The 15127-nt window shown below is 44.5% G+C and carries 17 protein-coding genes; 5 read left to right on the plus strand and 12 right to left on the minus strand.

What is annotated here, in order from left to right; translation table 11 throughout:
• Nucleotides 1-42 precede the first annotated feature (42 nt).
• Complete coding sequence (locus OU814_RS01785; protein ID WP_268179993.1) at nt 43-411, plus strand: P-loop NTPase; 369 nt, start codon at nt 43-45, stop codon at nt 409-411.
• Here OU814_RS01785 and OU814_RS01790 read toward each other — a convergent pair.
• The 3 genes from OU814_RS01790 to OU814_RS01800 form a co-directional block, all read right to left on the minus strand.
• Complete coding sequence (locus OU814_RS01790; protein ID WP_268179995.1) at nt 391-648, minus strand: hypothetical protein; 258 nt, start codon at nt 646-648, stop codon at nt 391-393. The genes OU814_RS01785 and OU814_RS01790 overlap by 21 nt on opposite strands.
• Nucleotides 649-922: 274 nt before the next feature.
• Nucleotides 923-1741, minus strand: a complete 819-nt coding sequence (locus OU814_RS01795) for a M15 family metallopeptidase (protein WP_268179997.1) — start codon at nt 1739-1741, stop codon at nt 923-925.
• A gap of 29 nt (nt 1742-1770) precedes the next feature.
• Nucleotides 1771-3495, minus strand: a complete 1725-nt coding sequence (locus OU814_RS01800) for a serine/threonine protein kinase (protein ID WP_268179999.1) — start codon at nt 3493-3495, stop codon at nt 1771-1773.
• A gap of 388 nt (nt 3496-3883) precedes the next feature.
• Here OU814_RS01800 and OU814_RS01805 point away from each other — a divergent pair, with 388 nt between their 5' ends.
• Together OU814_RS01805 and OU814_RS01810 are read left to right on the plus strand one after the other, a co-directional pair.
• Nucleotides 3884-4447 (plus strand): hypothetical protein, encoded by a 564-nt coding sequence (locus tag OU814_RS01805; protein ID WP_017290822.1) that lies wholly within the window; start codon nt 3884-3886, stop codon nt 4445-4447.
• Between the two features lie 33 nt (nt 4448-4480).
• Nucleotides 4481-5428 carry a hypothetical protein gene (locus tag OU814_RS01810; protein ID WP_268180002.1) on the plus strand — a complete coding sequence of 316 codons (948 nt, stop codon included), beginning with the start codon at nt 4481-4483 and terminating at the stop codon, nt 5426-5428.
• 127 nt (nt 5429-5555) lie between these two features.
• Here the strand turns inward: OU814_RS01810 and ssuC are convergent, their stop codons facing one another.
• The 4 genes from ssuC to ssuE form a co-directional block, all read right to left on the minus strand.
• Nucleotides 5556-6368 carry an aliphatic sulfonate ABC transporter permease SsuC gene (gene ssuC / locus OU814_RS01815; RefSeq protein WP_017290820.1) on the minus strand — a complete coding sequence of 271 codons (813 nt, stop codon included), beginning with the start codon at nt 6366-6368 and terminating at the stop codon, nt 5556-5558.
• An 87-nt stretch (nt 6369-6455) separates the two neighbouring features.
• Nucleotides 6456-7259, minus strand: a complete 804-nt coding sequence (locus OU814_RS01820; protein WP_268180005.1) for an ATP-binding cassette domain-containing protein — start codon at nt 7257-7259, stop codon at nt 6456-6458.
• A 766-nt stretch (nt 7260-8025) separates the two neighbouring features.
• Nucleotides 8026-8379, minus strand: coding sequence for a hypothetical protein (locus OU814_RS01825; RefSeq protein WP_017290817.1), 354 nt, complete (start codon nt 8377-8379; stop codon nt 8026-8028).
• A 459-nt stretch (nt 8380-8838) separates the two neighbouring features.
• Nucleotides 8839-9402 (minus strand): NADPH-dependent FMN reductase, encoded by a 564-nt coding sequence (ssuE, locus tag OU814_RS01830; protein WP_268180008.1) that lies wholly within the window; start codon nt 9400-9402, stop codon nt 8839-8841.
• A 333-nt stretch (nt 9403-9735) separates the two neighbouring features.
• On the opposite strand from ssuE, the gene OU814_RS01835 reads away from it, so the two are divergent.
• The gene (locus tag OU814_RS01835; RefSeq protein ID WP_017290815.1) at nt 9736-9948 is read left to right on the plus strand and encodes a hypothetical protein; all 213 of its coding nucleotides are present in this window, start codon (nt 9736-9738) and stop codon (nt 9946-9948) included.
• A gap of 6 nt (nt 9949-9954) precedes the next feature.
• Here the strand turns inward: OU814_RS01835 and OU814_RS01840 are convergent, their stop codons facing one another.
• From OU814_RS01840 to OU814_RS01860, 5 genes are all read right to left on the minus strand, one after another.
• Nucleotides 9955-10212 carry a hypothetical protein gene (locus OU814_RS01840; protein WP_017290814.1) on the minus strand — a complete coding sequence of 86 codons (258 nt, stop codon included), beginning with the start codon at nt 10210-10212 and terminating at the stop codon, nt 9955-9957.
• A gap of 138 nt (nt 10213-10350) precedes the next feature.
• On the minus strand, nt 10351-10962 hold the full coding sequence (locus tag OU814_RS01845) for a hypothetical protein (RefSeq protein WP_268180011.1): 612 nt from the start codon (nt 10960-10962) through the stop codon (nt 10351-10353).
• A 174-nt stretch (nt 10963-11136) separates the two neighbouring features.
• Complete coding sequence (locus OU814_RS01850; protein ID WP_017290812.1) at nt 11137-11415, minus strand: helix-turn-helix domain-containing protein; 279 nt, start codon at nt 11413-11415, stop codon at nt 11137-11139.
• A 184-nt stretch (nt 11416-11599) separates the two neighbouring features.
• On the minus strand, nt 11600-12223 hold the full coding sequence (locus OU814_RS01855; RefSeq protein WP_268180013.1) for a hypothetical protein: 624 nt from the start codon (nt 12221-12223) through the stop codon (nt 11600-11602).
• Nucleotides 12224-12240: 17 nt separating this feature from the next.
• On the minus strand, nt 12241-12897 hold the full coding sequence (locus OU814_RS01860; RefSeq protein WP_190648327.1) for a cadmium resistance transporter: 657 nt from the start codon (nt 12895-12897) through the stop codon (nt 12241-12243).
• A gap of 772 nt (nt 12898-13669) precedes the next feature.
• Here OU814_RS01860 and OU814_RS01865 point away from each other — a divergent pair.
• Nucleotides 13670-15127 carry an APC family permease gene (locus tag OU814_RS01865; RefSeq protein ID WP_268180016.1) on the plus strand — a complete coding sequence of 486 codons (1458 nt, stop codon included), beginning with the start codon at nt 13670-13672 and terminating at the stop codon, nt 15125-15127.

Genomic DNA, 15127 nt, shown 5'->3' on the forward strand with positions numbered 1-15127 from the left:
GATCTGAACAATGACATTGTAAGTTTAGGCATGGTGTAAAACTTGCGGATTGTAGATGATTACGTTTATCTACGGCTCTATGTGGGTTGCCATCAGCACAATTTACAAGACCACATCCAAACGATCCTCTCTCGCCTAGAGTGGTGTAAGAAGGTTGATATTCAACTCTGCACAATTCCAGGCGTGAGAATAACGATCGCAGTTTCGAGCGGGAAAGGTGGCGTTGGCAAATCTACGATCGCGGTCAATCTTGCTGCTGCACTCAAACAACAAGGTGCGTCAGGTGGAGATGCCGGAACTCCGATTGCGATCGCATCCCCTAATTCTTCAGCAGGTCAGACTTTTATGCAACTTGAGCAAGGTTTCAAAGCAACGTTTCAGGAAAATAACTCATCGAAACAACTGCCGTAATTTTTGATGAAATAGCAACACAACTATACTTCCACCAGCCAAGAGAGCCACACCCAAAATTGTTCCATAGGCTTTCGTATGCCACCACAATCGACGCACCCAGTTCATCTCAGCTTTGACCCAGCTTGGTAATGAGCGACGTGCTGGAGCAAGCTTTAATACAGAACTAAGCGCGCGCTCTTCTACGGTAGGTAGGCTCACAGGAGAAGCAGGATCATAGTCAGTAGAAATCGTCATTTTTACCTCTGTCCAGGGGATACTAATCTAGCATAACTCGATAGATCTATCGTAGATTAAGTGTACGAATCAATTAGAAGCCTGTCAAGCCGTACTTTTTGGGATTCTGAAGGGGGTTGATCCAATCTGATAAGAAGATGGGAAATAGGGAGATAGGGTGAAGATCTGAAATGATGTCCCTGCTCCCTATCTCCCACTTCTCACAATTAATGCTCTTTTATCTCATTTAGGCTTGTGACTTCTCTGCAAGCTCTTTCATTCTCGTGTTCTTAAACTACTGAGGACGCTTTGCTGCTGCGAACACTTGTAGCGCTCTGGTACTTCTGACATAGCGCCAATGCCAAGGTTCATAGCTCACTCCTTGCCAGTTATTGGGCGGAAAAGATAACTCAAACCCGTACTGAACGGCATTCTCTGCTAACCATTGATAAGCACGAGTAGCTTCAAAACTAATCTTAAGATCACTCTCAGGAGATTGCTGATCGGCAATGTCGATCGCATATCCAGTATGGTGCTCGCTATGTCCAGGGGGCGCGCTCCACTTTGCTGCTTCTTCTTTGCTGCCTTTGCGCTCGATCTGGCGAGCAAATAGCTCTGCTTGAACTGAAACCTCGCGGAATCCGGAGAGTGGCATGAGTAAGACCCCCGAAGCCTTTGCCGCTTTTGCCATTTGGCGAAAGGCTTGAGCAGCTTCTATATCTAATCGTTCATCACGAGCGTAACCATCGCGCACATACTGACCCACAACTTCTAAGCGAATGGCATCATTTTCCGCATACGGCAGATGACCATAAGCCGTTTTTACCGTCACGGGGGCAGGATTGGGTTGCGAGAGAATGATAGCGGGTGGAGGTGGAACTGTTGGAACGGAAGGTACACTCTTTTCACGCGGTAATGTAACCGCGATCGGAGGAGACTGTCTCTGAGGCGGCACTGAGAACTGAGGCTGAGGGGGCTGCACAACTTGAGTGGCAGGATCTGAAGAAGCCATCTTAGATTCAAGTCCTAACCCGACAAAGACAATAAACCCCGCACTTAGCACTGCGATCAACATAAATCGCAGCGATCGGGAAGACAGAAAAGATTGCCTCATTCAGACCTCTTTACACTCAAAGTTCATCACTAATCTCGTTGAATTAACTGTTCGGCAATCCAGCCTATCGCGCCAGAATTCGGGAAGTAGACTTTGTACCAGACATAGCCACCTGAATCATTTCCGATGTCGAGGATGCGAACCCGATCGCCTGTATAAGCAATGTGCGCTACACTATTGTCCGTTCCTGGCGCACTCCGAACGTTCTTGCTGCCCGGTTGCCCGACGATCGTGGCATTCGTGTCAGAAGACTGCGATTGTACGGGAGTTGAAACTGGAGCTTGAACAATCGGTCGATCTGGATTGACGAGTTGACCCGCAATCCATCCTGTACCGCCATCGGGTAACAGTATCTGATACCAAGGATGCCCATCTGAATTACGACTAGTCCCAATAATCCGAACGCGATCGCCGGGAATGCCTCGATACAACACACGGTCACTGGTTGTTGCTCCAGAGCGGATGTTCTTTGCGCCTGGTTCACCCACGATCGTGGCATTGGTATCGGTAACCTGAGTTAAAGCTGGAATGGTAGGTTGAGCCGGGGCTGCCGCAGTCGGAGAGGGTTTCGGTGAGCTTGCTGCACTCGGAGCAGGACTCGACGATGGACTGGGTGACGCAGAAGCAACGGGACTAGGAGAAGCAGATGGTTTGACTTCGGTTGAAACGCCTGGAATTTGACTTTTGAGCAACAAGGCTCCGCCTAGAATGCTGATACCGATGATGCCGCCAGTGATGACTGCTTTTTTCCATTCACTGCCTGGAGCTGAAGTAGGTGTCATTTGAGAGTGTGGAGATGAAAAGTTTGAGGTTGAATTAAATTGGGTGTGAGGAATGCTCGGAAGTGGTTGAGCTGCTGCAATCATGTTTGCAGGCTGCATATGACCAAACGGTAAAGTGCTGCTTCCTAATGCAAGAACTGCTGTGAGCATTTCTTCAGCCGAAGCGAACCGAGCAGCAGGATTAATGTGAATTGATCGGTTCAGTACTGCTGCGAATCCAGGGCTAATCATTGGAGCGTAATGCTGCCAGTGAATCTCTCCGGTGCGTGGATCAGAATCGAGATCTTGCGGTTGTCTACCTGTTAGTAAATAGATGGCGGTCATTCCCAAGCTGTAGAAATCGCTTGCATAAACGGGTCGTCCTGCAAGCTGCTCAGATGCCATGTAACCGGGAGTACCAACGACGATCGAATGTGAACTGTTCGTTTGAGAGTTGATGATTGCTCCCATTGTTTCTTTCACTGCACCAAAGTCAATCAAAACTGGTTTACGATCGCTATTCCGCAGGATGATATTGTCCGGTTTGAGATCGCGGTGAATAATTTGATGACGGTGAATATGTGCGATCGCAGGCAGTATCCCACAGAGAATTTCTCGCACTGTTCCTTCGTTCAATATTCCTTCAGATTGGATTTTTTGAGTTAGGGTGACTCCATCAATCCATTCTTCAACTAGGTAGAAATGATTGCCTTCGACAAAGTTGGCATAGAGACGGGGAATTTGATCGTAGTTCTCGCCGAGTTTCTCTAGAACGGCAGCTTCGCGTTGAAAGCGTTCTTGCACCATTTGATGCACCTGTGGATTGTCACTCACAGGTTTTAGCTGTTTTACAACACACTTTCGCGCCGAAGGCATCAGTGTATCTTCTACTAAATAGGTCATGCCAAAGCTACCATCGCCTAATACGCCTAAGACTTGATAGCGATTATTCAGAAGCGAAGGTGGTAACGTCGTTCTGTCGAGATTTAACATCGCGGTGATTCAGATAGAGAGAAATCGTCATGGAAATTCGTGCTTGAAGAGGGCTTTTGTCGAGTAGTGTTCCCCACTGAAAAAGCTAGATCACGAAAAAATATTGATCTCTAATCCAGAAAAACGGTGATTTTTGCAGCGTAAAAGTGTTCGCCTAATTCGTGAACATATCGGGCAGTCCTGTCTTCCATCAGCGATCGCGATGAATTGATCTCCAGCGGTCGCGCAATTTCTCCTGGGTGGTTGGGTGTGGATTCTCAATCTTCAGACTCATTGCGGAACTTATCGTTTGGTCGGTGAATCCGATGCCGGAGGCATACTCAACTCAAAAATTGCATGACCTCCTTAGCGTTAATCCTTAGACCTATTCAAAGATTTAAGTAAAACGATGACCGCTCAATCAAAACTCAGTCAAACCATGATCGATAACAGATTCAAAATGCACGATCGCATTCTTCTTGGAGTTGCCTTGATTGCAGGTATCATGCTGGGCACACAACTACCGCTAGTCGCTCAACCTGTTCTGGGTCAAGCCTCATCTTTTTCTCGATCAAACTTGCGATCGTACATTGGGCTAACTTATCGTCAGCTTCCAACCGGATTCAAAGATAACGGCGGTTGGGTAGTGAAAGGGGGACGATATCGGGCTGATTTCGTGCAGCGAGGAAACACCAGAATGATCTGGTTTACCAAGGTTCTCAAATGGGATCGCGGCGGGGCCGTTCCTGTGCAGGTGGTTGATGTCATGGAGCTACCAACATTTCCTAGATCACAAGAATTGCATTATGCGTTTTGTCGATTGGATGGCGTGAACGATCGAGAAATTTTTGCGATCGCAGAAGCAACCCATGACGATATTCGCACAACGATTTATCGAGCATGGAGAGCAAACACGAAGACTGAGAAAATTGAACCAATCAGCACAAAAGGAGTTGCCTGTCCACAGGTCTAAGTTGATTTTCTAGCTTTTCACGACATGACGATCATGAATTCTTACAAATTGATGCCGCTCGCTCTCATCGGATTGATTCAAGCTTGTAATGTAAGCACTCCCTCCTCAGTCGCAACACAATCTAGCTCCACACCTATTCCTAAATCTGCAACTGTTCCTCGATCGAATGAGCCAACCTCTGAAGCTCAAATTGCACAACGCCCAAATCTACCTGCGTTCTGCGATCGATCTGAATATGAAACCTTTTTTGAGAAATTCGTTTTCGGCAAAGATGAACAAGGTAACGATCTGCGGGCGATGTATACTGCCGAGCGTATTGAAGTTCGAGACTACGACAATCCCGCGCAGGTGCTAGAAGTTTTGCGTCGCCAGGATGATGAATTTAGCATCAATTTAGTAGATACTCGCTGGGTTCAACTGGTGCCATCGAGTGTAGACAATAGCCCCTATACTCGGCTCAAGCTCGATATCGATCGAACAAGCGCAGATACATTCCGCGTGAACTATATCAAAGCACAGTACAGATACACCGGAGATGTCACCGGAACTGAGTCTGAAGAAATCGTACAAACCTATGGAAATCCGGGCGCTTACATTTTTCAGCACCAAAATGGCTGTTGGAAGTTGACTCAAAAATTACAATCCACAAAGAACGTAACTTCGGCAGCTTCTCCAATCCATGTAAACACCTTGGGGCTAACTGAAAATATGCCTTACTCCGAAGCTCGTCAAAAACTAATCGATCAAGGCTGGCAACCGCATACTCAGGGCGATCCTCCTAACCGTCGTGAACAAGTTGTGAGAATGCTTTTAGAACGAGGTTATGTAGAAGTAAAAGATTGTTCTGGCACAGGTCAAGCACCCTGCCGCTTTGAGTTTGTTAACAACAATGGAGAACTACTGGTTGTGTCTACGATTCCCCAGGATAATCCCAATGCTGAAAGGGTTGTATGGCGCTGGTTTATTGAAGCAAAACCATAAAGGTAGTTTCTCAAATTGATTAACGATCAGATTTCATCAATGCAGCATCTAAGATATAGCTTTTCAGCATAAAAAAAGCCCATCCAGTTATGCAGAGGTTGGATGGGCTTGGTGAGGCACTCGAAAGTTAAACGTTTTTGTAGTTTGGATTCCATCGGAGCCACGATCGCTCTAATGCTCTTGCGATCGCATCTGCTAATTTCCCAAACAATGCATAAAGCAAAATACTCAGAACGACAATATCTGTTTGCATAAATTCCCGCGCATTCATTGCCATGTAGCCGATGCCAGAATCCGCCGCGATCGTTTCTGCAACAATCAAAGTCAGCCACATAATTCCCAGTGAAAAACGTACTCCGACTAGAATCGAAGACATTGCACCTGGAAGGATAATCTTCCAAAACAATTGTAGTGGCTTCAAGCCATAGACCCGACCCATTTCAATCAATCCAGGATCAACATTGCGGATTCCATGAAATGTATTGAGGTAAATCGGGAATAGTACTCCTAACGATACTAAGAATAACCGTGCTTCATCGCCAATTCCAAACCACAAAATCACGAGTGGAAGCAATGCCAGGTTCGGAATCGTTCGTAGCATTTGCAAGGTTGTATCAAACAAGGTTTCTGAAATCGGAAACAAACCGTTGAGTACACCTAATATAAAGCCAATCCCGCCCCCAATAATGAATCCAGTGATCGCTCGTCTTGCACTAATTGTGATATGTTTCAGCAATTCACCAGATAGGATCAAATTCCACGCAGCTAGAAACACACTAGAAGGTGAAGGGAGTACTCTAGCTGGAATGATTCCAATCGAAGAGAGTACTTGCCACAGAATGAGAACTGCGATCGGAAATCCCCACGGTAAAAACGCCCGAATTTGCGGGTTTCCTAATGACAATTTAAACGATTCTGTTCTTAGTGCTTGTTGACCCATAGAATTATTCTCGTTAAAGATACGATCAGTAGATTTCGATTCATCTGCGTTATTCAGCTTCAGGACTTAAGCAGCTTTTTTGTACATTCACTTCGCAATTGTTTCAAACTGGGCAAATTCTGCTTTAGACCATTCTTGCTCGTGCTTTCCCAACACACGCTGTACTAGAGTTTCTACAGTCTTGGCAAAGACCGCATTTCCGCGCTGCCGAGGACGAGGTAAATCGACTGAAATATCTAGTGCAATTTGACCGTCTTCGATCAGAACTACACGATCAGCAAGGACTACTGCCTCTTCCACGTCATGCGTGATCAAGAATGCTGTAAATTTCTGCTCTTGCCATAGTCGTTCTAGTAAACTCTGCATTTCCACACGGGTTAACGCATCTAAGGCTCCAAGAGGCTCATCGAGCAGTAATAGACGCGGCTCACTAACTAATGCTCTAGCAAGGGAAACCCGCTGTTGTTGCCCACCGGATAGAACAGCAGGCCATTCTTTTCCACGATCGCCGAGTCCAACTGAGACTAATCCTTCTCTGGCTTTCTGTCTCGAAGTTGTATGAGACTTATGCTTCGTGGCAATCAGTCCGAGTTCGACATTATCAATGACGCGTTGCCAAGGCAGTAGACGCGAATCCTGGAACATCATCCGCACATCGGAATTGAGGTGTTGTGAGCGTTGTCCATCCAGTAGTACATTTCCTTCTGTTGGAGGAACTAAGCTAGAGATGAGGCGCAATAAGGTACTTTTACCACAGCCACTTCGACCAACGATCGCGACAAATTGCCCTGGTAATACTTCGAGATCAATGCCTCGTAAAACTTCTTGAGAATGGAATGATTTTCTCAGGTTTTCAAGCTTGAGATGAATTCCATGATTTGCTGATGTCATTCAAATCTCCCGGAATAGTTCAACAAAAAAAGACTCATGATGAAAGATATACTGGTCTCACTGAAATGGCTTGGGTCGGTAATTTGGCGATAAGAAGTTGCTTAATTCTTGAAACCACTGTAAGTTGGTAGAGATATTGTAGTTTCTCTTTTTTAACTCTTCCACATTTGCGCTAGGAAGATGAGTATACTGTGTTACAAATCCTTGAAGTTTTTTAGCTTTGTGCAATTCGTCTGAATGGATCTGCCGTTGTTTTACTCCTTCAAACCTTTCTGGCAAACTCGTTTGAGCTAGAAGTTCAGGCTTTCTATTTACTGTGCTGCCTTGATCCTAGAGTCTTGAGCCAAGCAAGAATGGTGTGATAGCAAGCTTACTGATGATTGAAGTTTGTAGCAGCTCTCGGGTCGTCATTTGCTTCATCTGTGGCGAAAATTCAATTCAGAATTTGAAGCGGGTATGTCTGTGAGTGCTGATTGGGAGGAGTGAGCGATCGCATTGGATCGGTTCAAACTGCATCATTTATCATTCTGAATCAGGCTGATGTGGAGATGATCGCCTCAATGTTGGACTCAGAATCTTCTGGGATTAAGCGGTCGAGATGAAAAAAAATGCTGATTTGTATGCGGGATTTCGGTGTGCTAGATCTAAGAGCTAATTCCACACGAGAGAATCAAAAAGACTTGCTTTTGCGTTTTAGATTTGAGATGTTTTTAGGCAAGACTTGAGCTTCTGCTGACCGAAATCCCGACATAGATTCTTCAACGAACTAGCTACCAGAAGAAAGTAGATTTCTCTGCAAAATATCTTGAAATTCGACTTGAACGATATTGATATAGCCCGGATCATTCAAAGCGCTTGAAGGAACTAGATTGTTCTGGATTCCGGCTTGAATGAGTGCCTCAGGCGTAATGGTGCCAGTTGCGATCGCTTGCACTAAGTCTGATCCAGAAGGAATTCCTTGATTTTGAAGATAACCTTGCCGAGCAAGATGCACGAGCGTGATCGGTGGAGTTTGATTAATACTCTGGGCGAAACTGGGAGATGAGATCGCGATCGCACCTGCTGAACTTATAATGAGTGATAGTGCTGTAGCACACCATTTGCCAAAAACAGGCTTCATAATTTGTCTCCTAATCGTCGAGATAAACACAAACAGAAATGTGCCGCTCAAGGTGAAATATCCCCGAACGGGCTAGCCAGCTAAGAACAATCGATCAAAGAAAAGCCTCAAGTAATTTCAGACAATTCTTCGGTCTATCTTTGGAATACTCTAATCAGTAATCCAAATCCCTCTGTCATGGGTGCTATTTAATTTTGCTAACTTGAATGTATACGGGGAGACTAATAAAAGCAAATACTTCTGATTGTTAGAATGATAAGTAGAAGTGATGCTCATTAAAAAGCGATCGCTAACTTAAAGCTAGCGATCGCACGTCGTTTGATATTGTTTCTTAAGGATTAATGCTGCCCAGGATGTTGTATTCGTGTTTGAGCAATCATTATATTTAGTAGAGAAAGCAGCAGATGAAAAGGAGTAGATTCACCTGCTACCAATAAGCTAGGAGAACACCGTCTAGCTTTAACTGATATGAGCTAGCACTTGAGGAGTCGTTGCACTTTGAATCGCAACAATCAATTCTTGCAATGACTGTTCCAAGCGTTGCTCAATTTCTTCGTCAAGTTGCAGCGATCCGTCAGGTTGTCGCTGAATTTGCTTATCGACTGCGTAAACTGTGCTGATGAAGTGACGCGCTCCAAGTTCAGATAAAACAGGCTTCAACGCATATTCTATCGACAGCAGATGAGCGATCGTTCCTCCGGTTGCAATTGGCAGGACAATTTTATCAACGAGCGCTTTCTGAGGCAGTAAATCTAAAAATGCTTTCAGAACGCCTGTATAAGACGCTTTGTAGATTGGAGTCGAAATAATAATGCCTGCTGCTTTTTCAAGCAAGGCTTTCGGTTCTTCCAAAGCTGGACTGTCATATTGTCCAAATGCGAGTACTTCCGCAGGCAGATCGCGGACGGAGAGGATTTTTGTCTCAATCGAAGCTGATTCTAGCCGTTGAGTCGCTGTTTCCAAGAGACTGTAGGTTCTTGATGGATGAGAGGGACTTCCCGCGATCGCTAAAACATAAGTCATTCGATTAACTCCTTAATTTAATAATCTACGATAAATGGGTCGATTTATCGGACTATGCAACTTAGGAAGCTAGTATTTCACAGATCAAAATTTGACAAAAGTACTTCTGATACAAATTCTGAAAATCTAGATGGGCTTACAAAATAGTTCTCGTCAAGCACTGAAGTTGGTGCAGTGGCATAAGTTGATTAAGCGGTAACAAGAGCCTGCGGAGAAACTTCGATTTCTCTTAAAATCATCAATAAAAGTGATGATTTTAAGAGAAAAGAGTATTTGCTGTTATGAACTGGAATGTCTACAGTGAAATTGTAAGTTAATTAATGATGACATTGTATGTTTGAGCATTTAAGAGAACGCCGTTATCAAGAGGGACAACGCGATCGTGATGCTGGCTCTCTCCCCAAGCGACAAGATTCGACCTATCTAGAAGGCTATCTGAAAGGTAGACCTGGAGGACTCGATGAAATTGTTCAGTACTTTTCAACGGTTGAGGCATTTCTGAAATGGCGCAATCAGCATTCCGACTCGGCGTTCTTTCCCAAATAATGCTACCTAACCGAGTTCTGGTAATTGAACATTCTCGACGAGCCGAATCAATTCCTGGGGCAAATGAGTGATCTCACTCCAGAGTTGATTCGGGCTGATTCCAAGCAAATATTGCAAGCCTAGAACGATCGCAATAATCGTTAAAATTAATCCTGCTCCGCTATTCAAAATCCTAAAAACGAGTTTCAGCAGCAAAAACGAGACAACGATCGCCGCAATCACTACCAGAGTGTGCGAATTTGCCACAGTTAATAGATCGTTCATACTTCGATAGCGGTAAAGTGTTAAGTCTCTGATTGTAAGCTAATTTGTGGCGAGAGTTCGGATTCAAGGGCAGTTTAGTGAAAGCTTTGAAAACTGCCCCGAAAACTACTCCGAAAACTACCCCACGTCAAAGCGAAATCAGTCATCGAGCGGTTCAGCAGACAATGAACTCGGAATTCGAGAATCGATGAACGCTTGAGAGATGTTCGGAATTGGCATTTTTTCGGCTGGCGTATCTGCTATAGGTGGAACATTGAACACGATTTCTCCAGTCTCAGAGTTGCGTTTTGCAACGAGTCGAGTCCCATCCATAATTTTGAACACTGAAGGCTTGGTCGAGTCACTTTCTGCTGACTTGGTTCCGCTCGGTAAGTAAATGCCACTGCAATCCCATCCGTCAGGTGTGGTTTGTCCATCTGCAAGAAAGTAGAGGGTGTCCGCAGACTTTGATGATTCGCCGGGTGCAGAACCGTAGATTGCGAGCGTGCTTCCAGTTTCGTTGCTGCACTGTCCCCATGTAATTCCTGATGCGATCGCAGCTTTCTGAATTTTTAATTCATCAATTTGTTGCTTGAGTGCTGGCGTTGCGCCGTCGGATTCTTGCTCTTGCAAGAGACGATCAAGCGTTTTTGTGACTTCAATGTAGTCTGCGTTTTTAGTTGCTTTTGGTCGATCTGCCCAAGACGGAGATGCGATCGCAAAGTTCACGAGTAAGATAGCTACGAACAGCGCAATTTTGAAGAGCTTCATACTGTTGATCCTATTGATGAAAAGATTGTAACCAAAGCACAGAAATCAAGGCTCACAGACTGTTGTGCTGTGCTTTAGCTGGCATGTCTTCACTATAGTGAAGGGATTTTATAGAATCAAATGCTCTCATTTGTGGAAATGATAATTCTAAGTGATGAAAGACGAGCGATTCTGCTAAAAAGTGGTTGAGGATCTTTTTCTGAGATTGCGACGCTTTTCTGAGAGTGAGATCGAGCCTAATCGATTGTATCGACCTGCAAGTTTCCGCACCCAGTCTGTCGAATATCCGAGCATTGCAGCAACTTGTTCTACAGTCATCGGTTCAGTAGGATGGCTCAAGAGTTGAATCGCAGTCCAATAATTTTTAGCTTTTGAATCTTGGCAAGTTTCCAGGCAGTGTATTATCTCTGCATAAGTGAGATGAGGAGCAATCTGGATGCGAGGGCGGGGCATGGGTAGAACTGCTCTGTAGAGCTAGGCTTAATGTTCTCTAAGATACTCCTTCAATCTAGGGTACATCATTGATAACAGCAAATATTCTTAGCTATTAAATCAATCACTAGATTTGATTGAAAAAAAGCAAAAACAGCGATCGTTATAAGATGAACGATCGCTGTTAAATCAAAAAACTCGCTGCTTAATCTAAGATTTCTTGACTCGCGGGATTGGCATCAATCTGTGCCTGTGTCCAGTTTGGAATTGCCCATGCTACTTCACCTGCATGGAATTGTTTTGCAGGAAGAACATTAAATTCGATCGCACCCGTTTGAAAATTCGTGCTAGTGACGAACTGAGTGCCATCTACAATTTTGAAGGCAATCGGTGTGGTTAGAGGTTGGCTTGGTTCAGTCGGATTTGTTGCAACGATTGTACCCGTTGGTAAATAGACACCATCGCAATCCCAATCATCGTCAGTGATTTTGCCAGGTTCTAAGAAGTAAATCGAAGTCGGGGTTTTCTTGGGAAGATTGGCATAGACTGCTAGCTTATGATTGGTAGCATTTCGACATTGTGCCCGCTTCGATGCTGTTCGGATAATTTGCTGCTGAATTTGCAGAGCTGCTAATCTTTGCTGCAAAGCTTCTTGAGTATAGCCGAGTTGTTCGGGAGTATTTTGTGCTTGTAGCAGTTGAGTCATTTCTTGGGTGACTTCAGTATAGTCAGCACCTTTCGTGAAATCTTTGCCAGCCCAAGAAGGAGGGGCGATCGCAAAGTTCATCAATACTATCAAGCCAACCAATACGAGTCTGAGAAATTTCATGACGTTCTCCTGAATGACTAAGGAAATAACAATTGGTAAGAGCCGTTATCCATCACGATCCGTAGCCCGATCCACATCAAGACAAAGGGGAAAACTTTTCGAGCATACCGAGCAATCACAAACGCGATCGCAGGTTGGCGCGTCAGATGGTAAGAAAGGAAACACCAGAGTCCAATCGTTGCGTAACAGATACTCACAATCACGCTTAATCTAGGCAGCGTACTCGTCGCGAATAGAGGAACATAGATGCCAATATTGTTACCGCCGTTTGCGATCGTCACCGCAGACACTCGATAGGTTTGCGGGTCTTTCAGCGTTGCCCAGAAAGATTTTTGTGGTGTTCGTCTTGCTTGAGGTGTTTTGAGACTGCTAGAGACAGTGTGAACTACGTCGTCATCTTCTTCGTGCTTGAGCAGTTGACTCGCCCCGATTGCGATCGGCAAAAAGCCGAGTAGTCCAAGCAATTGCTCAGAGATGACTAACCCTCCCAAAAAACCAACGAGGCTCACTCCGATTAAGGCTGTAAATCCTAGATACTCACCGATGACCACATGACGAGGGCAGAAAGTCCGATTCACTTTGCCGAAAAAGATCGTTAAATACAGGTTGTCGTCAAACGTTGTTGCAAATGCTACTGCTGTTCCGGTCATTAACGTTCCTTCTAGCCAGTTCATGATTGATCCTCATTGTTCAAGCTCTCGGTTTCCAACACTCTTTTGTCAAAGAAGCTTCGTGTCTACCAAAATCCGAGGCGAAAAGCTTTTGTAATGACTACAGAATATTTGCTCTGTTCGATAGAGACAAATAGTATTCCTTGTCAAATCGATAAATTCAAATAATTAAAATGAGGAGATGACTTGTACTCTGCTGCAAATCGAGACGATTGGACTCTGTAAAGCCGGCTGAATTGTATTCGATGTGATTAGTCTGCACCATTTCCTGATTGAGCAGAATCGTGCAATTCTAATCTCAACTATAGTATTGAAAAGCCAAAGAATCTGTCTTTTAGAGATAGTTAAGATTTCTATTAATGGAATATCAGTAATGTTCAGTATATTTTTAATCAAAAATTCCCATAATCTGATCGGAATTGGAGCAAAATTCGCAGGAAATTGAAAATTTTTCAATAGAAAACATTGCTATAAAATCCTCGTAAAACGATGGGATTATGAGAAAAATTAAAGAAGTCATTAATGAAATTAGTGGCTGAAAATGCTTTTCCGTAAGGATTACAGATCTAATTTTTTAGAATCTTTCAATTTGTTAATTTCAAAACAATTATTTCTAATCACTTGAAGTTATCGTTTTAAGAAATAAGAATATTTGCTTCCATAGACAGAGCGAGAATACAGTGAATACAGTTTGTGTGAAATAATTTCTGGCTAGAAAGGCTGAGAAGCTTGAAATACAACACTCAATTTCAAGCGCTAAAAGAGGAGTTTTTACATGACAGCTGAGGTTCCAATTAGTCCAAGTTTGCATGGCTTGAAACGAGAATGTCTTTCTTATAGCGAGGTTTTAGCTCAATCGATCGCGGTCATTGCTCCTACAACTACGCCTGCAGCAAATCTGGCTTTGATCTATGCGGTGGCTGGCAATGGAACATGGTTAAGCTTTCTACTGGGTTTGGTTGGCTTAGTCTTTGTCAGTATCAATATCAATCAGTTTGCTCGACGATCTGCTTCTCCGGGATCGCTCTATACCTACATTGCGACTGGCTTAGGGACATCGGCAGGTGTACTTTGTGGTTTGGGGTTAATTCTGGCGTATCTTTTCACGGGGATGGCTGTTCTCTGCGGCTTTGCGAATTTTGGACAAGTCTTGTTCGCACATCTAGGGATTCAAACTCATGTGTTGACATTGTTTGCCGTGGGTACAGCGATCGCTTGGTATGCCGCGCATAAAGATGTTCAACTTTCAGCAAAAGCATTGCTTTGGTTAGAAGGCATTTCGATTGGCTTAATTGCACTGCTAGGCGTGTTGATTTGGAGTCATCAAGGATTCGCGATCGATTGGCATCAACTGACGCTCAAAGATGCTACTCCGGGCGGAATTTCGATGGGGATTGTCCTCGTTGTATTTGGCTTTTCAGGATTTGAAAGCGCAACCTCCCTGGGCGATGAAGCTCAGAAGCCGCTTAAGAATATCCCAAAAGCAGTGATGCGGAGCACTGTGCAAACTGGAATCTTCTTCATCGTCATGGCATACATTGAAGTTCTGGGTTTCAATGGAAGCTCTGCAAATTTGGCTCAGAGTGAGGAACCCTTGAGTTTCCTAGCAGAGCAAGCAGGAGTCGGTTTTTTGGGGAGCTTCATTAGTCTAGGAGCATGGTTGAGCTTTTTTGCTTGCATTCTCGCTGCGATTAATCCGGCGGCAAGAGTGATGTTTCTCATGGCGCGACACGGTGTATTTCATGATGCTTTAGGTGAGGCGCACGAAGAGAATTTGACTCCGCATACTGCTGTTGCTCTGTGTGCTTTGATCACATTCTTAGTTCCCACCTCTATGAATCTGTTTGGACTCAAGACATTCGAGAGTATGGGGTATCTGGGCACGATTTGTACTTACGGATTCTTGTTGGTCTATATCTTAGTGTCGATCGCGGCTCCAATCTATCTGCATCGATTACAGCAGCTTCGGTTTCAAGATGTGGTCTTCTCGGTGCTGGGGGTTGGCTTCATGATGCTGCCGGTTGTCGGCACGATCGGGATTCCAGGTAGCACGCTTTTTCCGGCTCCAGAAGCACCTGCGAATGTCTTTCCTTATCTATTCGCCTTGTATCTTGCTGTCGGCTTTGGATGGTTTGTGGTGCAACGGTTTCGGACTCCACATCTAGTCAAACACATGGAGCGATCGATTCATGCGATCCATTCCAATCATGCTAATTCAACAGAGCGAAATTAA

Origin of the sequence: Leptolyngbya sp. GGD (genome assembly GCF_026735145.1) — a bacterium.
GTDB classification, from domain to species: Bacteria; Cyanobacteriota; Cyanobacteriia; order Leptolyngbyales; family Leptolyngbyaceae; genus Leptolyngbya; species Leptolyngbya boryana.